This is a genomic window from Glutamicibacter sp. NPDC087673, assembly GCF_044743255.1.
Classification (GTDB): domain Bacteria; phylum Actinomycetota; class Actinomycetes; order Actinomycetales; family Micrococcaceae; genus Glutamicibacter.
On record NZ_JBIUWB010000006.1, the window covers coordinates 78,272 to 97,841 of the forward strand.

The following is a 19,570-nucleotide window of genomic DNA, read 5'->3' on the forward strand; positions in this document are numbered from 1 at the left end:
CTGGCATCGGGGGAGGCGGTCATTGGTTAAACCCCACAATTCCCTGCGAAAAACCAGCGCCGGGGTTAAAGCGCTGTTGCCGGCGAACGTCCGAGGTGGAACCCCCGGATAGTTCGCCGGCAACAGTTGGCCAGCAGCGTTCAGGCGATGCGGTCTAGCGGGCGAAAGCCTGCTGGATCAGCACTGCGTTTTCTGCGTCGTGGCGCTTTGCATTGCCAGCGGAGGTCGCAGCCGATGCCGGGCGGGAGATCAAGGTGATCTTCTGCTCCAGTGCCGGTGCAACGTACAAGCCGAAGAACGGCCATGGACCCTGGTTCGCAGGCTCGTCCTGGACCCAAGCCACCTCGGCGTTCGGGTACTTGGCCAGTTCGGCAGCGATCTGCTCGGCCGGAGCCGGGTAGAGCTGCTCGACGCGTACCAGCGCGGTCTTGGTGTCGTTCGCCTTGGTGCGAGCGGCCAGCAGATCGTAGTAGACGCGGCCCGAGCACAGCAGCACCTTGTCCACGGCGTTCGCATCGGTGATCGACGCATCGCCGATGACCTCGCGGAAGCCTCCGGTGGTGAAGTCCTCTACCGAGCTGGCCGCGGCCTTCAGGCGAAGCAGCTGCTTCGGGGTGAAGACGATCAGCGGCTTGCGCGGACGGGCGTAGGCCTGGCGGCGCAGCAGGTGGAAGTGGTTTGCACCGGTGGAAGGCTGGGCAACGACCATGTTGTTCTCGGCGCACAGCTGCAAGAAGCGCTCGATGCGGGCCGAGGAGTGATCCGGGCCCTGGCCTTCGTAGCCGTGCGGCAGCAGCATGACCAGCGAGGAGGACTGCGACCACTTCTGCTCTGCGGAGGAGATGAACTCGTCGATCACGGTCTGCGCGCCATTGACGAAGTCGCCGAACTGCGCTTCCCACATGACCAGTGCATCCGGGCGTTCTACCGAGTAGCCGTACTCGAAGCCGAGCGCGGCGTATTCGGAGAGCAGGGAGTCGTAGATCCACAGCGGTGCCTGGTCTTCGGCCAGGTGGTGCAGCGGGTACCACTCGGTGTCGTTCTCGCGGTCGTGGAAGACTGCGTGGCGCTGCACGAAGGTGCCGCGGCGCGAGTCCTGGCCTGCCAGGCGGACCGGCACGCCTTCCATGGTCAAGGTGCCCAGGGCTGCCAGTTCTGCGAAGCCCCAGTCGATGCCGCCTTCGCGGGACATCTTCTCGCGGCGCTCGAGCAGCGACTTCAGCTTGGTGTGCATGGTGAAGCCGGCCGGGATATCCAGGTGGGCGGCACCAATCTTCGCCAGCGTCTGGGCGGTGATGGCCGAGCCGCGTGCGCCGTCGACGGTGTTCTCGTCGGCAGCCTGGGCGAATGGCTTCTCCAGGTCGTTGATGGTCGAGCCCGGGGTGATGATCGGGATCGGCGAAGTCTGGGCCGCATGCGTCTCGGCGAAGATGCGCTCCAGGTTCTCCTTGTACTCGGCCAGCACGTTCTCGGCTTCTTCCTGCGTGATGTCGCCGCGGCCCACCAGGGCCTCGGTGTACAGCTTGCGGGTCGAGCGCTTGGCTTCGATCAGGTTGTACATGATCGGCTGGGTCATCGAAGGGTCATCGCCCTCGTTGTGGCCGCGGCGGCGGTAGCACACCAGGTCGATGACGACGTCCTTGCCGAACTTCTGGCGGTACTCGAAGGCCAGCTGGCCCACGTGCACCACTGCCTCCGGGTCATCCCCGTTGACGTGGAAGATCGGAGCCTGCACGGTGCGTGCAACGTCGGTTGCGTACACCGAGGAGCGCGAGGAGCTCGGCGCGGTGGTGAAGCCGATCTGGTTGTTCACGATCACGTGGACGGTGCCGCCGGTCTTGTAGCCGGGCAGCTGGCTCATGGCCAGTACCTCGGAGACCACGCCCTGGCCGGCGAATGCCGCATCGCCGTGGACCAGGATCGGCAGCACGGTGTTCTTCTGGTTCAGGCGGTCCAGCTTGGCGCGGGTGATGCCCTCGAGCACTGGATCGACTGCTTCCAGGTGCGATGGGTTGGCAGCCAGGTAGATCTTGGTCTGGTTGCCCGCATCCGAGGTGTACGAACCCTCGGTGCCCAGGTGGTACTTCACATCGCCCGAACCCTGGACCGAGCCCGGGGTTGCGGTGCCTTCGAATTCGCGGAAGACCTGTGCGTAGGTCTTGCCGGCGATGTTGGTCAGCACGTTCAGGCGGCCGCGGTGGGCCATGCCGATCGCGACCTCGTCCAGTTGCTCGTCGGCTGCGTCGGAGATGATCGCATCCAGCAGTGGAATCAGCGATTCGCCGCCTTCCAGCGAGAAGCGCTTCTGGCCAACGAACTTGGTCTGCAGGAAGGTCTCGAAAGCCTCGGCGGAGTTCAGCTTCGACAGGATGCGCAGCTGCTCTTCGCGGCTTGGCTTGGCGTAGCCGGACTCCAGCTTGGCCTGGAACCATTCGCGCTCTTCGGGGTTCTGCAGGTGCATGTACTCGGTGCCGATGGTGCGGCAGTAGGCATCGCGCAGCACGCCGAGGATGTCGCGCAGCAGGCCGCGGTCCTTGCCGCCCAGGCCGCCGGCCAGCCATTCGCGGTCCAGATCCCACAGGGTCAGGCCGTAGGAATTGATGTCCAGGTCCGGGTGCTTGCGCTGGACGTACTCCAGCGGGTTGGTATCGGCCATCAGGTGGCCGCGCACGCGGTAGGAGTTGATCAGGTGCTGGATGCGGGCAACCTTGTTGACCTGCAGGTCGATGTCGACCTGGTTGTCAACGGCCCAGCGAACCGGCTCGTAAGGGATGCGCAGCTGCTCGAAGATCTCGTCGTAGAAACCCTGCTCGCCCAGCAGCAGCGACTCGACCAGCTTCAGGAATTCGCCCGAACCTGCACCCTGGATGACGCGGTGGTCGTAGGTGGAGGTCAGGGTGATGTGCTTGCCGATACCCAGGGCGGCCACGGTCTTCTCCGAGGAGCCGCGGTACTCTGCCGGGTATTCCAGTGCGCCAACGCCGATGATCGCGGCCTGGCCCTTGGACAGGCGTGGAACCGAGTGAACGGTGCCGATGCCGCCTGGGTTGGTCAGCGAAACGGTGGTGCCTGCGTAGTCGTCAGCGGTCAGCTTGTTGCCGCGGGCGCGCTTGATCAGGTCTTCGTAGGTGGCCCAGAACTCGTTGAAGCTCAGGGTCTCGGCAGCCTTGATGTTCGGCACGGCCAGCATGCGGGTGCCATCCGGCTTCGGCATGTCGATCGCGATGCCGAAGTTCACGTGGGCTGGCTGGATCGCAGTTGGCTTCTTGTCGATCACGTCGTAGGTGACGTTCATCGACGGGATCTGCTTCAGCGCACGGATCACGGCGAAGCCGATCAGGTGGGTGAAGGAGATCTTGCCGCCGCGAGCGCGCTTGAGGTGGTTGTTGATGACAATGCGGTTGTCGATCATCACCTTCGCCGGTACGGCACGCACGGTGGTGGCCGTAGGCACGGTGAGGGAGGCATCCATGTTGGTTGCGATGGCCTTCATTGGTCCACGCAGCGGGGTGCGCTTTTCCTCACCGAAAAGTTCGGTGGACGGCGTAGCCTTCGGAGCCTGTGCCGGGATCGGCGCAGTCTTCGGTGCTGGCTCGGCCTTCTTGGCTTCAGCGGCCGGAGCTGGTGCTGCCTTGGCAGCCGGTGCTGGTTCGGAGGCACGGGCCTGGGCTGCGGCGCGTGGCGCGCCCTGCCCGTTGGCTGCAGATGCTGCGGCAGGTGCTGCCGCTGCTGGCGCCGGCTGCGCTGCCGGTGCTGCTGGTGCCTTCTTTTCGGCGGCGAGAGATTCGAAAATATCCCACCATTTCTTATCTACCGAGTTCTTGTCGACGAGATACTGTTCGAACAGCTCGTCTACTAGCCACTCGTTTCCACCAAACTCTTCAGTAAGTCGGTGGTGTGCTTGCTCTGGCACGTGCAACGCCTCTTCCCTGATTTCTACGTTGTTCTAGCTTGAGCCGGTGGTCTTTCGAGGACGTGATACGACCACTGCGGCCCACAAGATTTCTAGACCTGCGCACCAGTCTAGTGACTTTTCCGCCCACTTGGCCACGGCACGTATGTAATGTCACGAAAGTGTTGCGCCTAACATGCCGTTCAGCGTATCCAAAGCACCGCTGGGCGAGCATGTGTCGAAGTGGTGCGCAATGGCCCTTCGTTCGATAGACTAATTCGCACTATGGAATCCCACTCTCCAAGCCGGTGTGCCGCCCAAGGGCGCAGTGCCGGCCACAACAGTCCATGTTCAGGAAGTTCCGCCTCCCTTTTGGAGCCTTCTAGTTGCCGCCCTGTCGGCACTGGAACTGAACTTCGCACGCCAGTGAATAGGCGGCGGTAAACGCCTATGGAATGGCTCTCAATACTTTTCGGCCTGCTGCTGATTCTCGGCACCGGCTTCTTCGTGGCCGTGGAATTCTCCCTGGTCGCCCTGGATAAAAGCACCGTGCAGCGTGCCGTAAATGACGGCGAGCGTGGCGCCAAGCCGCTGCTGCAGTGCCTCACCTCCCTCTCTACCCAGCTGTCCAGCTGCCAGCTGGGCATTACGCTGACCACGCTGCTGACCGGCTACGTGCTTGAACCCGCAATGAGCGCGCTGCTCGAGCCGTTGATGGAACAATTCGGCATTCCGGCCGCAAGTTCGCTGGCCATTGCCGTGGTGATCTCGATGGTCGTTGCCACCTTGCTTTCGATGCTGATCGGCGAACTGGTCCCGAAGAACATGGCAATTGCCCAGGCGATGAAGGTTGGCAAGCTGCTGGCCCGCCCGCAGCTGGTTTTCACCGCCATCTTCAAGCCGGCCATCATCGTGCTCAACGGCTTCTCGAATGCGGTACTGCGCAAGTTCTTCGGACTCGAAGCCAAGGAAGAAATCTCCGCGGCCCGCTCCTCGCAGGAACTGGCATCGCTGGTCCGCCGTTCGGCTCAGCTGGGCACCTTGGATGTGCAGACCGCTCGCTTCGTGGAATCCACCATTGAATTCTCCGAGCGCACCGCCGCCGACGTGATGACCCCGCGAACCTCGATGTCCACCATTGATTCCGAGGCGGCCCTTTCCGAGCTGATCGAAGTCAGCGCGGACACCGGATTCTCGCGTTTCCCGGTCACCACCGGCTCCACCGATGAAATCCAAGGCATCTGCCATGTCAAGGCAATTGTCTCGGTGCCCCGCGAACGCCGCGCAGCGCTGCAGGTGGGCGAGTTCGCCCGCGACGCGCTGTACGTTCCGGAAACCATTCACCTCGATGTGCTGCTTGAGCAGTTGCGCGCCGCCGAGTTCCAGGTCGCGATCGTGATGGACGAATACGGTGGAACCGCTGGACTGGTGACCCTTGAAGACCTGGTCGAAGAAATCGTCGGCGAAGTTTCCGATGAGCACGACGAGGATGAAGAAGAAGCGGTCACCCAGCCCGACGGCAACTGGCTGTTCCCGGGCATGTACCGCCCGGACCAGATCAACGAGAACTTCGATACGGACGTCATCCCGGAAGAGTCGACCTACGAAACCATCGGCGGCTTCATGCTCGCCGAATTGGGCCGCTTGGCTGAACTCAACGACCGCGTCGCCACCGAGCACGGCACCTTCACGGTGACCGAGCTCGATGGCCGCCGCATCTCGCAGGTTCGTTTCGAACCAGCAGTGCAGGAGGATGGCAATGAATGACTTCATGGGCCTGGTCTGGCTGATTGTCTTGCTGGCTGGCAATGCCTTCTTCGTTGCCGGCGAATTCGCGGTGATGAGTGCGCGTCGTTCGCAGATTGAACCCTTGGCCGACGAGGGCAATAAGCGGGCAAAGATCGCGCTGTACGCCATGGAGCATGTTTCGATCATGCTCGCGGTGTGCCAGTTGGGCATTACCGTTTGCTCGCTGCTGATCCTGAATATTTCGGAGCCGGCGATCCACCACCTGCTGGCCGAACCGCTGACCATAATCGGCATGGCCGAATCAGCTGCGGACACCGTAGCGTTCCTGATTGCCTTGATCGTGGTGACCTTCCTGCACGTGACCTTCGGCGAAATGGTGCCGAAGAACATTTCGGTTTCCGTTGCGGACAAGGCCGTGCTGCTGCTGGCCATGCCACTGGTCGGCCTGTCCAAGGTGCTCAAGCCGATTACGGCGTCGCTCAATGGCGTGGCGAACCTGGTGCTGCACGCCTTCGGTATCGAACCGAAGGATGAGGTGGCCAGCTCGTATACCGCCGCTGAAGTCCGATCGATCATCGATGCTTCATCCGAGGAAGGCGCACTGGATGAGGACGATGCCGCACGCTTGACCAAAGCGCTGGAATTCTCCTCGGTTACCGCGCGCAGCTGCATGGTTCCGCTGGATGACCTGTTCACCTTGGAATACGGGCAGACGACCGCGCGCGCTTTCGAGAAGAAGGTCGGCAAGACCGGATTCTCGCGCATGGTGATCACCAAGAACGAGGTTCCGGTGGGCTACTGGCATGTGAAGGACGTGATGCTCATCGATGATGCCCACTCCACGCAGCCACTGCTTGATTTGCCATTGCACCCGCTGGGCCGGTTGGAGCAGGACACCGAAATCGAGGCCGCCCTGGAAGCGATGCGGCAGGAAGGCAACCACCTTTCGGCGGTTGTCGACGAGTCGGGGGCAACGCTCGGCGTGCTCTTCCTGGAGGACGTGATCGAGGTGCTGGTCGGTGAAATCACCGATACCACGCGAAAACGCGTCAACCCGCCTCGCAGCGAAAAACGGGCAAATTAGCTCAAGCTCACCCCTGAGTGCATATTGCGAATGACTCGCAACTGATACGATTGACTGCGGCACCCATTGCGGGTGCCGCAGTTTTTCGTTGCCGGCCCATCCTCAGCCAGCGCAATCCAGAAAGCAGTCAATGACAGAGACCCCCATCGTCAGGTTTGAAGACGCGCGCCTTGCCTATGGCTCCCGCGTGCTCTGGGATGAACTCAACCTATCCATAGCGGCGGGGGAGTTCCTTGCAGTTCTAGGGCCCAACGGCTCGGGCAAGACCAGCTTCATCAACACGATGCTCGGCACCACCGCGCTCAATCGAGGCAGGGTCTCGATCGCCGGGGAGGCCGTGCGCCGGGGGTCGGCTGCCGTGGGGTTGATCCCGCAGCAGCGCCCCTTCGGGGACAACGTTCCCCTGCGCGCTCGCGACCTGGTCGCACTGGGACTGGATGGAACCCGGCCCGGGATTCGCGTGGCCCGCAGGGCCGTGCGCAACAAGGTCGACGAACTGCTGGAACTGGTCGGCGCTACCGCCTACGCCAACCGTGCGGTGTCCGACCTTTCCGGAGGCGAGCAGCAGCGCCTGCGCGCAGCGCAGGCTTTGGCCAGCGATCCCCGGGTCCTGCTATGCGACGAGCCGCTGCTCTCCCTGGACCTCAATCACCAGCAGGCGATCAGCGAAGTGATTCACCGCCAGGCCGCAGAGCGCGGCAGCGCGGTAGTCTTCGTGACGCACGAGATCAACCCGATCCTGCCCTATGTCGACCGCGTCTTGTACCTGGCCGAAGGTCGCTTCCATCTGGGCAGCGTGGATGAAGTCATGCAGTCTGCGGTGCTCACCGAACTTTACGGTGCTCCGGTCGAGGTGCTGCGGGTCAATGGCCGCATCGTGGTGGTCTCGGGCGATGGCAATCGGGCATTGCCGGCCGATGGGCACGACCACGTTGAAGAAATCGATCTAGAGACCGGAAAGTAGGAGCAGGACATGGACTTTTCGGATCTCATCGAGAAGGCGTTCAACTTCCAGGATTACGGACTGCTGCTTCCGCTGGTGACCAATTCCCTGATTGCCGGTGCAGTCCTGGGCGTGGTTGGCGGTCTGATCGGCATCTTCATCATGATGCGGGACATGGCTTTCGCCGTGCACGGCATCGCTGAGCTGTCCTTTGCGGGGGCGGCCTTCGCTTTGCTCATCGGCGCCGACGTGGTGACTGGCTCGGTGTTCGGGTCCATGATCGCGGCGCTGATCCTTGGCATTCTCGGAACCCGGGCGAGGGATCGAAATTCCATCACCGGCGTGCTGATGCCTTTCGGCCTTGGCCTGGGCATCTTGTTCCTGTCGCTGTATGAAGGGCGAAGCGCCAATAAGTTTGGCCTGCTGACCGGCCAGATCGTGGCCGTGGATGACGTGCAATTGACAGGAATGCTGGTCCTTTCGGCGGTGGTAGTGATCGCGCTGCTGGTTATTTGGCGTCCGCTGACCTTCGCTTCGGTGGACCCGGTGGTTGCCAATGCCCGGGGCGTGCGCACTGCTGGCCTGTCCATCGTCTTCATGATGATCCTGGCGCTGGCTGTAGCGGTGACGATTCAAGTGGTCGGTGCCTTGCTGGTGCTGGCGCTGCTGATCACGCCCGCCGCAGCCGCCATGCGCGTGAGCTCCAATCCGGTCATCACCGTCGTGCTCTCCATCGTGTTCGCGGAACTGGCTGTCGTGGGCGGCATCCTTCTTGCCCTGGCTGGTTCCTTGCCGATCAGTCCATATGTGACCACGATTTCGTTCGTGATCTATGTGGTCTGCCGCGGAATCGAAGCGGTGCGTTCCCCTCGCCGCCACCAAGTCTAGGAGCTGCATTCGGCCAGCGCGCCCCCGCTGGTTCCGGGCCCGGTTGACTAGCAAGCAGCCGAACCTCCAAGCTGGAGCATGAGCAAAATTCCAGCCAGTGAGATCTGGCCATTGGTGCATGCCGAACGCCTGGCCCTGATCGACGATCTGGGAACTTTGGATCCGGATCAGTGGGAAGTTCCCTCCCTGTGCGATGGGTGGAGCGTCCATGACGTGGCTGCTCATTTGGCAGATAACGCGCGTGCGACTTTCTTCCGCCTGCTTGCCGGGATGGCCAAGGCCGGATTCAGCTTGGACCGCCAGAACGACAATGGCGTGGCCGCCGAGAAGGCCGCGACTCCCGATGGGACATTGCGCAGGCTCGTCGAGGTCGCGGCTTTGCGGGCCACTCCACCGGTTCCGCTTGCCAGCAGGTTGGTGGAGGAAATCGCCCATGGGGAAGACATCCGTCGTGCCGTGGGCCTGAAACGGGCCTATCCTGCAGAATCCCTGGAGCCAGCAATCAAATACCAGGCAGCGACCCCGCAGGGTGTCGGGGGTGCCAAGGAATTAGCGAGCAGGGTCCAGCTGTGCAGCGAAGACGAAGACTTCCGGCTGGGCATCGGCCCGCAGATCGCAGGACCGCGCCTTGAACTGCTGATGCTGGTTTCAGGCCGAGGCAAGCACGCTGTGGGCCTGACGGGTCCGGGGCTGGCCCTCGTGCGGTAAATTGCAGAATAGGGAGGGGCCGCGCGGCAGAACGCGCGCCGCTGCCTAGGTTTCAGTAGTTCCTGGTCCGTCGGGCCTGGTGAGCCGTTCCTTGAAATCAGCGAACCATTTCGAGTCGCGCATTAGTTGCGGGAATGGCTTGTGCATGAATCCAGTTGCCGGTGGCGCAGTGGATCGATAGGACATCGCCGAGCCCGGACAGATCATCATCGAGTGCCGATCGCGGAAAGCGGTGTACTCGTACCAGCCGTCGGCCTGCTTTGCCTTGTTGCAGGTCGCGCAACGGCCCGAGGCATTGGCCACGGTCGTCTTGCCGCCACGTGCATACTGGAGCACGTGGTCTGTTTCTTCGACCAGCCCGTCGCAGAAGGGCGTTCGGCAATGCCGATCGCGAATCCCGATGAACCTCTTGAGCTTATCCGGGAAGATCCGGGCTTTGGAATCCATCGCGATTAGTTCCTGGTCCCCGGGAGCGGTGTAGAGACGAGTTATCTCCGTCATCACTTCGATCCGCTCAATATTCTCGGGGGCGAGTTCGGCTTCCATTTCCGCGAAGGTCAGCTCGTTGGGAATCTGGTGGCCGCCAATGAGTTCCCGCGCAGTCTGCGCGGGGATGAAGCCGTAGCCTTCCAAGTAGGCCGGTTCGCGATCACCCATGAACAGCGCTCTATCGGTCATGACCAGTCCGAGCTGGACGTTGATCTTCTGCTCATTGTTTTCATCGAAGAACATGTAGCGGGCCAGCAGATCGGCCTGGATCTGGGTGCGGGTGCGGGCATCGCCCTTGCGCTTGATCCTGCATGACTGGTTTCGCAGCGTCATCTGCAATCCGGTTCCGCCAACGATAGGCAGACGGGCCTGGAGGAAGACGCACCCTGCTTCCCGATCGGTGCGGAAGCGAACGTAGCGTTGCTGGTTGGCTTCCTTCAGCTTCTTGTCTTCCCGGTCCGATGCGTACTTGATCGTGAAGCTGGTGACCGTTTCCTTGATGCGCTTGGGGCCCATGGATTCGAACATGTCTGGATTCTGCCCGTAGATCGCATCGAACTCGGTGCGGCGCAATGGCCGGACTTCCTGCAGCGGGGTGAGCATTGCGTTGATCTGCGCTTCGGTGAATTCACCACGGGAGAATGCGGCAGCGATATTCGGGGTGTCCTCGAAGAGGATGCGGCAATTGGCCAGGTAGTTCCTGGAACCACGTTGAGTCTGCTTGCGGGCGATGGCAACGCGGCTGGCCGCTCCGCGGACCTGGTCATCGATGTTGGTGCCGCGCTCTTCATTCTCGCGCAGGACTTCCTTCTCCAACTGGTGAGCCAGGCCGGCTTGCTGATAGCGCAAGGATGAGACCAGTCCTTCGACGGACTCGATAACCCGGGCGCACGCGGCCTTGCCGCCGTGGTCATGGAACCATGACAGGTCGTTCTGCAGCTGGATCAGGTGGGATTCGAAATCCGGCTGATCTGCTGGGCGGGCTAGGCTGTTTCCTTGCGCCTTTGCTTCGAACATAGTACTAGTATACGCCCATTGCTCGAATATGTCTTCGAATGATTCAGCTGTGGATTACCGAATTCTTGGGGCGCCGAACAGTCCGCTGGACCCAGGTCCAGGCAGCGGAAAGGGCTACGAGGCAGCGGGGGCGCCAGCCTTGGCTTTGGCACGGCAGTCGGCGCAGAGGCCGTAGATTTCCACGGTGTGCTCGGGATCGGAGAAGTCGTGCTCCGCGGCAACCCGAGCGGCCCAGCGCTCGACGGAAGGGGCAAGTACCTCGACGGTTTTGGAGCAAACGCGGCAGACCAGATGATGGTGGTGGACCTCGGTGACGCACTGGCGGAAGCGGGCTTCGCCATCTCCGCTGCGCAGCACATCGACCAGGCCATCGTCGGCCATGGACTGCAGCAGGCGGTACACGGTGGCCAGCGAAACCTTTTTCTCCGAATCCTGCAGCCAACGATGCAGCTGCTGGGCGGTGGCGAAATCATCGACCTCGCCCAGTGCCTCGGTGACGGCCAGGCGCTGCTTGGTGACCCGGGTTTCTGGCTGGGACATCGACGTGCACCATTCCTTGAGTTTGTTGCGGACCGGCGATGAGCCAGCGAACTGGGCCAATCACCTGCGGTTTCCCTCAATTTTAGCCAACTTTGCGTTGCAATGCGTGTCTGGCTCTGGCATGGGCGGGGCGCTGAGCCTACGCTAAGGATATGCGCATCAAACTTAGGGGCCATTCCTGCTTGGAAGCGAGCACGATCGACGGCAAGGTCTTGCTGGATCCGGGCGGATTTTCGCAGCTTGACGACGCGTTCGACGGCATCAATGCCGTGCTGGTCACCCATGAGCATGCTGACCATGCCGACCAGCCGGCCATTGCCGCCGCGCTGGAGGCGAATTCCATCCTGGAGCTCTACGCGCCGGCCGCGCTGGCGCAGGCGATGCGCGACCAGCTGCCGCCAGCGGCCCAATCCCAGGTGGTGACGGTGCGAGCCGGGGCCGACTTCATTGTCGGCGGCATTCGCGTACGGACTTTCGGAGGCACCCACGCCACCATCCACCATTCCATTGCAGTGGTTGCCAACGTGGGCTACCTCCTGGGGGACCGCGCGGTAGGCCAGCTGGAGGTCTTCCACCCGGGCGACAGCTACCAGGTGCCGGTGGGGGCGCAGCCGGATGTGCTGCTGCTGCCGGTGATGGCCCCGTGGGGCAAGATGGCCGAGGCTGCCGACTTCGCGGTGGCCGTGGATGCGAAGTGCTGGATGCCGATCCACGACGGGCTGCTCAACGCCGACGGACTGGGGCTTTTCGATCGCCAGCTCGGCGCGATCGCCCAGCGGGCAGGATGCAGCTATGTGCGCTTGGAACCTGGAATCGAACATCATCTCGACGAGTTGCTGGGAGGCACCAACGAATGAACCCCTTGATAAGCGCCGCGCAGCTTCGCGAAATCCTGGACGCCGGGGGCCAGCCGGTGCTGCTCGATGTGCGGTGGGTCCTGGGCCGCGACGACGGGGCGCAGAGCTACGCTGCCGGGCATATCCCCGGCGCGGTGTTCGCTGACCTGGAAAAAGAGCTTTCCGGTGCGCCGGGCGAGCATACCGGCCGCCACCCGCTGCCTTTGCCGGCGGACTTCGAGCAGGCCGCGCGCGGCTGGGGCATCAACGCCCAGAGCCACGTGGTGGCGTACGACAACTCCGGAGCCCTCGCCGCGGCCCGGGCCTGGTGGCTGCTGCGCCATGCCGGATTCGACCGCGTGCAGGTGCTCGACGGCGGGCTCGGGGCCTGGACGGACGCCGGCGGAGAGCTGGCGCTGGGCTACGAGCAGGCCGCCAAGGGCAGCGTTTCGCTGTCGTGGGGCCGGATGCCGGTGGTGGAGTACGAGGAGCTGGACACCTTGCCCGGCACCCTGATCGACTCGCGGGCCACCGCGCGCTACCTGGGCATCGAGGAGCCCATCGACCCGGTGGCCGGGCATATTCCCGGTGCGCTGAACCGTCCCACCACCGACAACCTCGACGCGCAGATGCGTTTCCGGGCGCCGGAGGTGCTGCATTCCAGCTTCGTGACGCTGGGTGCCCACAGGCCGGGATCGGCCGCCTACTGCGGTTCGGGGATCACCGCGGCGCACCAGGTATTGGCCGCGGCAAGTGCCGGGATCCCGCTGGGGCTCTTCCCCGGCAGCTGGTCCGAATACTGCTCCTACCCGGGTGCGCCGGTCGCTACGAGCGACGAGAAGCACCGCCACTAGAATTCAGCCATCGAGCAAGAAAGGCAGCAATGAGTACGCTGTTCACCAAGATCATCAACGGGCAGATCCCGGGCCGCTTCGTGTGGGAGGACGAAACCTGCGTGGCGTTCTTGTCCATCGGGCCGCTCTCCGACGGGCACGCACTGGTGGTTCCGCGCGAGGAAATCGACGAGTTCACCGATGCCTCCGACGAGCTGGTTGCGCACCTGACCCTGGTCGCGGCCAAGATCGGGCGCACCCAGAAGCGCGTGTTCTCCGCGCAGCGCGCGGGCCTGATGATCGCCGGATTCGAGGTGCCGCACCTGCATGTGCATGTCTGGCCGACCAACTCGCTGGCGGACTTCGACCTGTCCAATGCGGCCGATAACCCGGATCCGGTGGCCATGGACAAGAACGCGCAAGCGCTTCGCGCGGGCCTGCGCGAAGATGGCCACGGGGAATTCGTGCCCGAGGCCTAGCCGGTGCAATTCATCCGCTACCAGGGCACCGAGCCCAATCACCGCGGCGTGCACCTGGGGATTTTCGCGCTGGCCAATTCCCTGGGCCACGGCGGGAAGCTGAGCGCCGCCGAACACGCCATCTGGCGTGCGGGCAACGACTGGTACGACGCTGCCTATCCGAACCCGAGCCGCACCCATCGGGCAATCTACGATCATGCGATCAACCCCGGGGCCGTGGCGTGGTTCAAGGGCAGCGCGCAGCACCTGCTGGAGCGCGTCGAGCCGTATTTGCGGTTGCTCGACGCGCACCGGATCGGCTGGGAGAAGCTGGAAAGCAGTGCTCCGGGCACCATCATCTACGAAGATGACGTGCAGGTGATCGCCACGCCCGCAGTGCCCTAGCCCTTCACCCGGCGCATGGTCATGTGGGAGGTGACGCGGCGGACCGCCGGCAGCGCGGTCAGCTTGGGAATCAGGTCCCGGTCGTAGGCCTCGGCATCGGCCACCTGGATGCGCAGGAAGTAGTCGGGCTGGCCGTAGAGGCGGCGTATTTCGGTGACGCCGGCAACGGTGTCCACCGCCTTCTCGAATTCGTCGAGGCTGTGCTCGTTGTTCATTTCGACGTCAATGGCCACGGTAACCTCGAAGCCCCTGCCATAGGCCTTGGGATTGACGATCGCCTTGTAGCCATGGATGATTCCCTCGGCCTCCAGGCGCTGGACGCGGCGCAGGCAGGGAGCGGGGGTCAGGCCCACCCTGCGCGAGAGCTCGAGGTTGCTGATGCGGCCGTCATTTTCCAGTTCGGCAATAATTGCGCGGTCAAGATCATCCATGCATCTATTATTGCCGATCCAACCCGTCGGTTGGCTAGAATTGGCAACCATATTTGGCTTGGAATTTCCTAATATTGCTTCATGAGCGAAAAACTGGCAATTAAAGGTTCCCGGCCTTTGTCCGACGAGGGCCGATGGCAGCAGATCAGGCTGGGCGCGAAAAATGTGCTTCCCGCCAGTCTGGCGGTCATGCCATTGGGCCTGGCCCTGGGCGTGCTGCTGGTGCGCTCGGGATTGCCCTGGTGGTCAGCTCCCTTGCTTGCCGGGCTGGTGTTCGCCGGTTCCCTGGAATTCCTCTTGATCGGGCTGCTTGCCGCCGTGGCGCCGCTGTCCCATATCGCCCTGACCACGCTGGTAGTCAATTTCCGCCACGTATTCTATGCGATCTCTTTCCCGCTGCACCGGGTCAAGGGCCAGGGGGCGAAGTTCTACAGCATGTTTGCGCTGACCGATGAGGCCTATGCGCTGACCCTGCAGGCCGAGCGGAAGGACTATTCCTCGACGCCGATCCTGGCCATCCAGAGCCTGTTCCATGCAAGCTGGACCACCAGCGTGCTGGGCGGATCGCTGCTGGGCGCAATGATCCCCGAATCCATCAGGGGTCTGGAATTCGCGGTGACCGCATTGTTTGCCGTGCTGGCGATCGAAGCGTTCAAGGCCTACCGCAGTGTGCCGCTGTCCATGCTGGCGCTGATCAGCGCCGTGGCGGCCAGCTGGATCGCACCGCAGAGCATGATGGTGGTAGCCATGGCGATTTTCCTGGCCGGACTTGCGGCGGCCTACCTGCTGCGACGGCGCACCGGCACCGCTCAGCAGGCCGGCGGGCAGCAGGCGGGAGAAGCAGCCGATGCCCGATAGCCTCTACCTCTTCTCGGCCATCGCGTTGAGCACCGCAGTGACCTTCGGGCTGCGTGCCTTGCCCTTCGCCTTCATCGCCAAATTGCGCAGCAACGCGTTCATCAACTACCTGGCGCTGCGCATGCCCTTGGGAATCATGGTGGTGCTGGTTGCTTCCACGGTGCCTGCCGGCATTGCGGATCCGGCCGTGGCGTGGCCGGTGGCCACCGCCCTGGCGGCCACCGTGGTGCTGCACCTGCTCAAGTCCAATGCGGTGCTCAGCGTGCTGGGCGGTACCGCCGTCTACGTTGGGATCCTCAGCTGGCCGCTATAGCTGCGCCAGCGAATCCTTGATCGCCTTGCGGATGCGCTTTTCGCTGACCGAATAGGCGGTGCCCAGCTCTTGGGCGAACAGCGAAATGCGCATTTCCTCCAGCATCCACTTCACCTGGGCCAAGTCCGCCGGCACCCGGGCTCCGGGCGGAACCCGATCCAGGGCGGTATCGTATTCGTCTTCCAGCTTCTGGATCACGACCAGGGCCTGGGAATCACGGGTGACCGCACCTGCGCGCAGCTTCTCCAAGCGCTTCTCGATGCCCTGCACATAGCGCGGCAGGCGCATCAGGTTCGCTGCCCCGGTGGCCGCGATGAAGCCCGGATAGATCAGCTGCTCGAGCTGGGAGCGGATATCGGTGACTGCCGCGAACATCGCCAGGGAGTTGGTGCTCTTCAGATCCTTGTTGATCCGGGTCGAGGAGCCGAAGACCTTCGCCACGATCGCGGTAATCGTGAAGACCGTGTCGATCTGCTCGGCGCGCACCGTCTCGAACAGCGCCTCGAATTCGGCGCGGTTCATCGGCAGCTTCTCGGGCACCAGCTGGTCTACCGCGGCCATGGTGCAATCGGCAATCAGCTTCTCGATGGACCCGTGCGGGTTCTGCGTGAACACCAGCTTCTCAGCGTTCTTCAGGTGCGAAATCACGAACTTCCCGGCAGGCGGCAAGCGCAGCATCAGCAACCGGATGACACCGGTGCGGTGCGCCGCATCGCGCTCGGCCTGGGTGCGGAAAACACTCAGGTCGACCTTTTCGCCGGTGTCCATCAGCCCCGGATAGGCGGTGATCTGCTGGCCCATCACCGTGGTGGTGACCTTGGCAGGCAGCGTATCGCCCAGGGTATCGCCTGATGATTCCAGCTGCGGCCAATGATCCAGCGACTTCTGGTCCCAGGCGCCGGTGGCCGCCGATGCGGTGGCCGCGGCGCCCTTCTTCTTGGACTGCGCCTTCGACGCGGCCGCAGGCTTGCCAGGCACCCCCGGCTTGCCGGTGGCGACACCGGGGGAGTTGACCCCGCTGGCCAGCGCGGCGCGGTTGGCCGCGGCGAACTTGTACTGCAAGGCGGCCAGGTCACCGCCGCTGCCCAGCGCCTTCCCCGAAGCATCGGTGACGGTGAAGCCGAAGCGCAGGTGCGCAGGCAGGGTCGAGAAGTCGAAGACCGAAGGCTCGACGACCATGCCCCGCAGCCGGCGCAGCACCAAGGCCAGGGAATCGGCCAGGTCATCGGCCGCCGGATCGAAGTCCGCCTCCAGCATGGCCAGCGCCTTGGCCGCCACATCCGGGGCAGGCACGAAGTTCTTGCGGATGGCCTTGGGCATCGAACGGATCAGCGCGGTGAGCAGCTCGTGGCGCAACCCCGGAATCAGCCAGGCGAAGCGCGCGGGATCCAGCTGGTTCAAGAACACCACCGGGACCGTGAGCGACACGCCATCGCCTTCTCCTGGGGCGGCCGCCGGGTTGTACTCGTAGGACAGCGGCAAGTGGATGCTGCCCAGCTGCCAGGTGGTGGGGAACGCGGCCTCGTCAACCGCATCGGACTCGGCCAGCAGCGCCTCGGGGTCGAAGTCCAGCAGCGAGGGATCGGTGGCGCGGGCCTTCTTCCACCAGCGGTCGAAGTGGCGCTCCGAGTAGACCTCGGCGCCCACCCGGGCATCGTAGAAGGCGAACAGGTCTTCATCGGAAATGCGCAGGTCATGGCGGCGCATGCGGGTTTCGAGCTCTTCGACTTCTTCGAGCAGCGCCCGGTTCTTGGCGAAGAACTTATGGTGGGTGCGCCAATCGCCCTCCACCAGCGCGTGGCGGATGAACAGCTCGCGAGCCAGGTCCTTATCCACCCGCCAGTAGTGGAACTGGCGGCGCGGGATGATCGGCAGGCCGAAAAGCGTGACCTTCTCGTAGCCCATGACCGAACCGGTGCGCTTGGACCAGTGCGGCTCGGAGTGGGTGCGCTTGAGCAGGTGCGGAGCCAGCTCTTCCACCCATTCGGGGGAGATGGCCGCGTTGGTGCGGGCCCACAGCCGCGAGGTTTCCACCAGCTCGGCGGACATCACCCAGGTCGGGGACTTCTTGAACAGGCCCGAGCCGGGGAAGATCGCAAAACGGGTGCCGCGCGCGCCCAGGTAGTCGCGCTTGCGCTCATCGTAGAGCCCGATGTGCCCCAGCAGGCCCGACAGCAGCGACTTGTGCACCTGGTCCTCATTGGCCGCCGGGTCGATCGGGGCGGCCGCCATGGTGATGCCCAGCGGCTTGGCCAGCTGGCGCAGCTGGGTGAACAGGTCCTGCCACTCGCGCACGCGCAGGTAGTTGATGAACTCGTTCTTGCACAGCCGGCGGAAAGCGGAGGAGGACAGGTCCTTCTGCTGCTCCTGCAGGTAGGCCCACAAATTCAGCAATGCAATGAAGTCGGACTTGTCAGCGGCGAAGCGCTTATGCAGCTCCACCGCACGATCACGCTGCCCGGTTTCCTCGCTGGGACGCTCGCGCGGATCCTGGATGCTCAGCCCGGCAGCCAGCACCATCACTTCCTTGGCGACCCCGCGCTGTGCGGACTCGACGATCATCCGGCCCAGGCGCACATCCAGCGGCAGCACCGCCAGCGCCCTGCCGGTTTCGGTCAGCTTCGCGGCCTTGTCCTGCTCCAGTGCACCGAGCTCGCGCAGCAGGTTCACGCCATCGGTGATGGACTTGGCTTCGGGCGGCTGGACGAACGGGAAGCTGGCAACCTCGGCGGCCGAAGCGACCACGCCCATGGAGATCATCTGCAGGATCACGCTGGCCAGGTTGGTGCGCAGGATTTCCGGGTCGGTGAATTCGGGACGCGCCTCGTAGTCGGGCTCCGAGTACAAGCGGATGGCGATGCCCTCCGACACGCGGCCGCAACGTCCCGAACGCTGGTTGGCGCTGGCCTGGGAGACGCGCTCGATGGGCAGGCGCTGCACCTTGGTGCGGTGCGAGTAGCGCGAAATGCGGGCGGTGCCGGTATCGATCACGTACTTGATGCCCGGCACCGTCAGCGAGGTCTCGGCGACGTTGGTGGCCAGGATGATGCGCGGGGCGCCACCGGGGTGGAAGACCCGGTGCTGCTCGGCCAGCGACAGCCGGGCGAACAGCGGGAGCACCTCATAGCGCGGCAGGCGCTTATTGGCGGTGACCATGGCGCGCAAGGCTTCGGCCGCGTCGCGGATTTCGCGCTCGCCGGAGAAGAAGATCAGGATGTCCCCGGGCGCTTCGCCGCTCAGTTCCTTGACCGCGTCGGTGACCGCATCCAGTGGGTCGCGTTCTTCCTCCAGCGTGTTCTCCGCGGCCTCGTCCGCGTCGACATCGAGCTCGGCCTGCAGCGGGCGGTAGCGCAATTCGACGGGGAAGGTGCGCCCGGAAACCTCCAGGATCGGGGCAGGCTCGACGCCGCCGCCGGGCAGCGGCTTGCCGAAGTGCTCGGCGAAGCGCTGCGGGTCGATGGTGGCGGAGGTGATGATGATCTTCAGCTCGGGGCGCTTGGGCATGATCTGCTTGAGGTAGCCCAGCAGGAAATCGATGTTCAGGCTGCGCTCGTGGGCCTCGTCGATGATGATCGCCGAGTATTTCTTGAGCAGCTTGTCGCGCTTGATCTCGGCTAGCAGGATGCCGTCGGTCATCACCTTCAGCTTGGTCTTGCGCGAAACCTCGCCGGTGAAGCGCACGTGGAAGCCGACTTCCTCGCCGATTTCGGTGCCCATTTCCTCGGCGATGCGCTCGGCCACGGTGCGCGCGGCCAGGCGGCGCGGCTGGGTGTGCCCGATCATGCCCTTCTCGGCCAGGCCGAGCTCGATGAGCATCTTGGGAAGCTGGGTGGTCTTGCCCGAACCGGTTTCGCCGGCGATTACCACGACCTGGTTTTCGCGGACCGCGGCGAGGATGTCCTCGCGGCGGGCTGAAACGGGAAGGGCTTCGGGATACGTAATGCTGAGCGCCATGATGTTCCCATTCTATTCGCGCCACGCATTTTCGTGGTGGCCGCCGGGCCGAAGCCCGATTCGGGGCAGGAAATGTGCTCCCGGACGCATTGCTCCATGAGTCAAATTTTCAGATTGTCCAAGCAATTGTCGACAAGTTCGGGCCGGTAAATACAAAACTTCCAGATTCTGC

At 63.6% G+C, this 19,570-nt stretch carries 16 protein-coding genes; 11 read left to right on the plus strand and 5 right to left on the minus strand.

Annotated elements, in window-relative coordinates:
- Positions 1-154: 154 nt before the first annotated feature.
- Positions 155-3,913, minus strand: coding sequence for a multifunctional oxoglutarate decarboxylase/oxoglutarate dehydrogenase thiamine pyrophosphate-binding subunit/dihydrolipoyllysine-residue succinyltransferase subunit (locus ACIOTL_RS14660; protein WP_105658380.1), 3,759 nt, complete (start codon positions 3,911-3,913; stop codon positions 155-157).
- A gap of 429 nt (positions 3,914-4,342) precedes the next feature.
- On the opposite strand from ACIOTL_RS14660, the gene ACIOTL_RS14665 reads away from it, so the two are divergent.
- The 5 genes from ACIOTL_RS14665 (at position 4,343) to ACIOTL_RS14685 (ending at position 9,264) form a co-directional block, all read left to right on the plus strand.
- Positions 4,343-5,659 carry a hemolysin family protein gene (locus ACIOTL_RS14665; protein ID WP_105658381.1) on the plus strand — a complete coding sequence of 439 codons (1,317 nt, stop codon included), beginning with the start codon at positions 4,343-4,345 and terminating at the stop codon, positions 5,657-5,659.
- Positions 5,652-6,725 (plus strand): hemolysin family protein, encoded by a 1,074-nt coding sequence (locus tag ACIOTL_RS14670; RefSeq protein WP_400343269.1) that lies wholly within the window; start codon positions 5,652-5,654, stop codon positions 6,723-6,725. Before ACIOTL_RS14665 ends, ACIOTL_RS14670 begins: the two co-directional genes overlap by 8 nt.
- 130 nt (positions 6,726-6,855) lie before the next feature.
- The gene (locus ACIOTL_RS14675; RefSeq protein WP_105662569.1) at positions 6,856-7,689 is read left to right on the plus strand and encodes a metal ABC transporter ATP-binding protein; all 834 of its coding nucleotides are present in this window, start codon (positions 6,856-6,858) and stop codon (positions 7,687-7,689) included.
- Between the two features lie 9 nt (positions 7,690-7,698).
- Positions 7,699-8,556 carry a metal ABC transporter permease gene (locus ACIOTL_RS14680; RefSeq protein WP_105658383.1) on the plus strand — a complete coding sequence of 286 codons (858 nt, stop codon included), beginning with the start codon at positions 7,699-7,701 and terminating at the stop codon, positions 8,554-8,556.
- 78 nt (positions 8,557-8,634) lie between these two features.
- Positions 8,635-9,264: a maleylpyruvate isomerase family mycothiol-dependent enzyme gene (locus ACIOTL_RS14685; protein ID WP_133834480.1), complete on the plus strand. Its 630-nt coding sequence runs from the start codon at positions 8,635-8,637 to the stop codon at positions 9,262-9,264.
- 45 nt (positions 9,265-9,309) lie between these two features.
- Here ACIOTL_RS14685 and ACIOTL_RS14690 read toward each other — a convergent pair whose 3' ends face one another.
- Entirely contained in the window at positions 9,310-10,770 is a 1,461-nt protein-coding gene (locus ACIOTL_RS14690; RefSeq protein WP_133834479.1) for an HNH endonuclease, read from the minus strand.
- Between the two features lie 114 nt (positions 10,771-10,884).
- Positions 10,885-11,310 carry a Fur family transcriptional regulator gene (locus ACIOTL_RS14695; RefSeq protein ID WP_105658386.1) on the minus strand — a complete coding sequence of 142 codons (426 nt, stop codon included), beginning with the start codon at positions 11,308-11,310 and terminating at the stop codon, positions 10,885-10,887.
- Between the two features lie 152 nt (positions 11,311-11,462).
- On the opposite strand from ACIOTL_RS14695, the gene ACIOTL_RS14700 reads away from it, so the two are divergent.
- The 4 genes from ACIOTL_RS14700 to ACIOTL_RS14715 are packed head-to-tail and all read left to right on the plus strand — an operon-like array spanning position 11,463 to position 13,842.
- The gene (locus ACIOTL_RS14700; RefSeq protein ID WP_133834478.1) at positions 11,463-12,167 is read left to right on the plus strand and encodes an MBL fold metallo-hydrolase; all 705 of its coding nucleotides are present in this window, start codon (positions 11,463-11,465) and stop codon (positions 12,165-12,167) included.
- Positions 12,164-13,000, plus strand: coding sequence for a sulfurtransferase (locus ACIOTL_RS14705; protein ID WP_388025369.1), 837 nt, complete (start codon positions 12,164-12,166; stop codon positions 12,998-13,000). Before ACIOTL_RS14700 ends, ACIOTL_RS14705 begins: the two co-directional genes overlap by 4 nt.
- Positions 13,001-13,029: 29 nt before the next feature.
- On the plus strand, positions 13,030-13,458 hold the full coding sequence (locus ACIOTL_RS14710) for an HIT family protein (protein WP_105662573.1): 429 nt from the start codon (positions 13,030-13,032) through the stop codon (positions 13,456-13,458).
- 3 nt (positions 13,459-13,461) lie between these two features.
- Positions 13,462-13,842 (plus strand): hypothetical protein, encoded by a 381-nt coding sequence (locus ACIOTL_RS14715; protein ID WP_105662574.1) that lies wholly within the window; start codon positions 13,462-13,464, stop codon positions 13,840-13,842.
- Here ACIOTL_RS14715 and ACIOTL_RS14720 read toward each other — a convergent pair.
- Complete coding sequence (locus tag ACIOTL_RS14720) at positions 13,839-14,273, minus strand: Lrp/AsnC family transcriptional regulator (RefSeq protein ID WP_105658391.1); 435 nt, start codon at positions 14,271-14,273, stop codon at positions 13,839-13,841. The genes ACIOTL_RS14715 and ACIOTL_RS14720 overlap by 4 nt on opposite strands.
- 81 nt (positions 14,274-14,354) lie before the next feature.
- On the opposite strand from ACIOTL_RS14720, the gene ACIOTL_RS14725 reads away from it, so the two are divergent.
- Entirely contained in the window at positions 14,355-15,131 is a 777-nt protein-coding gene (locus ACIOTL_RS14725) for an AzlC family ABC transporter permease (RefSeq protein ID WP_400343271.1), read from the plus strand.
- On the plus strand, positions 15,121-15,444 hold the full coding sequence (locus ACIOTL_RS14730) for a branched-chain amino acid transporter permease (RefSeq protein ID WP_105658393.1): 324 nt from the start codon (positions 15,121-15,123) through the stop codon (positions 15,442-15,444). The genes ACIOTL_RS14725 and ACIOTL_RS14730 overlap by 11 nt, the downstream gene beginning before the upstream one ends.
- Here the strand turns inward: ACIOTL_RS14730 and hrpA are convergent.
- A complete protein-coding gene (gene hrpA / locus ACIOTL_RS14735; protein WP_400343272.1) occupies positions 15,439-19,398 on the minus strand; it encodes an ATP-dependent RNA helicase HrpA in 3,960 nt (1,319 codons plus the stop codon). The two genes, ACIOTL_RS14730 and hrpA, sit on opposite strands and share 6 nt — an antisense overlap.
- Positions 19,399-19,570: the final 172 nt, after the last annotated feature.

Bases quoted from the DNA above. Each gene is read 5' to 3' on its own strand.
- ACIOTL_RS14710 (WP_105662573.1), top strand. From the start codon at position 13,030: ATGAGTACGCTGTTCACCAAGATCATCAACGGGCAGATCCCGGGCCGC.
- ACIOTL_RS14725 (WP_400343271.1), top strand. From the start codon at position 14,355: ATGAGCGAAAAACTGGCAATTAAAGGTTCCCGGCCTTTGTCCGACGAG.
- ACIOTL_RS14665 (WP_105658381.1), top strand. From the start codon at position 4,343: ATGGAATGGCTCTCAATACTTTTCGGCCTGCTGCTGATTCTCGGCACC.
- ACIOTL_RS14705 (WP_388025369.1), top strand. From the start codon at position 12,164: ATGAACCCCTTGATAAGCGCCGCGCAGCTTCGCGAAATCCTGGACGCC.
- ACIOTL_RS14720 (WP_105658391.1), bottom strand. From the start codon at position 14,273: ATGGATGATCTTGACCGCGCAATTATTGCCGAACTGGAAAATGACGGC.
- ACIOTL_RS14690 (WP_133834479.1), bottom strand. From the start codon at position 10,770: ATGTTCGAAGCAAAGGCGCAAGGAAACAGCCTAGCCCGCCCAGCAGAT.
- ACIOTL_RS14680 (WP_105658383.1), top strand. From the start codon at position 7,699: ATGGACTTTTCGGATCTCATCGAGAAGGCGTTCAACTTCCAGGATTAC.
- ACIOTL_RS14675 (WP_105662569.1), top strand. From the start codon at position 6,856: ATGACAGAGACCCCCATCGTCAGGTTTGAAGACGCGCGCCTTGCCTAT.
- ACIOTL_RS14685 (WP_133834480.1), top strand. From the start codon at position 8,635: ATGAGCAAAATTCCAGCCAGTGAGATCTGGCCATTGGTGCATGCCGAA.
- ACIOTL_RS14700 (WP_133834478.1), top strand. From the start codon at position 11,463: ATGCGCATCAAACTTAGGGGCCATTCCTGCTTGGAAGCGAGCACGATC.
- ACIOTL_RS14670 (WP_400343269.1), top strand. From the start codon at position 5,652: ATGAATGACTTCATGGGCCTGGTCTGGCTGATTGTCTTGCTGGCTGGC.
- ACIOTL_RS14695 (WP_105658386.1), bottom strand. From the start codon at position 11,310: ATGTCCCAGCCAGAAACCCGGGTCACCAAGCAGCGCCTGGCCGTCACC.
- ACIOTL_RS14730 (WP_105658393.1), top strand. From the start codon at position 15,121: ATGCCCGATAGCCTCTACCTCTTCTCGGCCATCGCGTTGAGCACCGCA.
- hrpA (WP_400343272.1), bottom strand. From the start codon at position 19,398: ATGGCGCTCAGCATTACGTATCCCGAAGCCCTTCCCGTTTCAGCCCGC.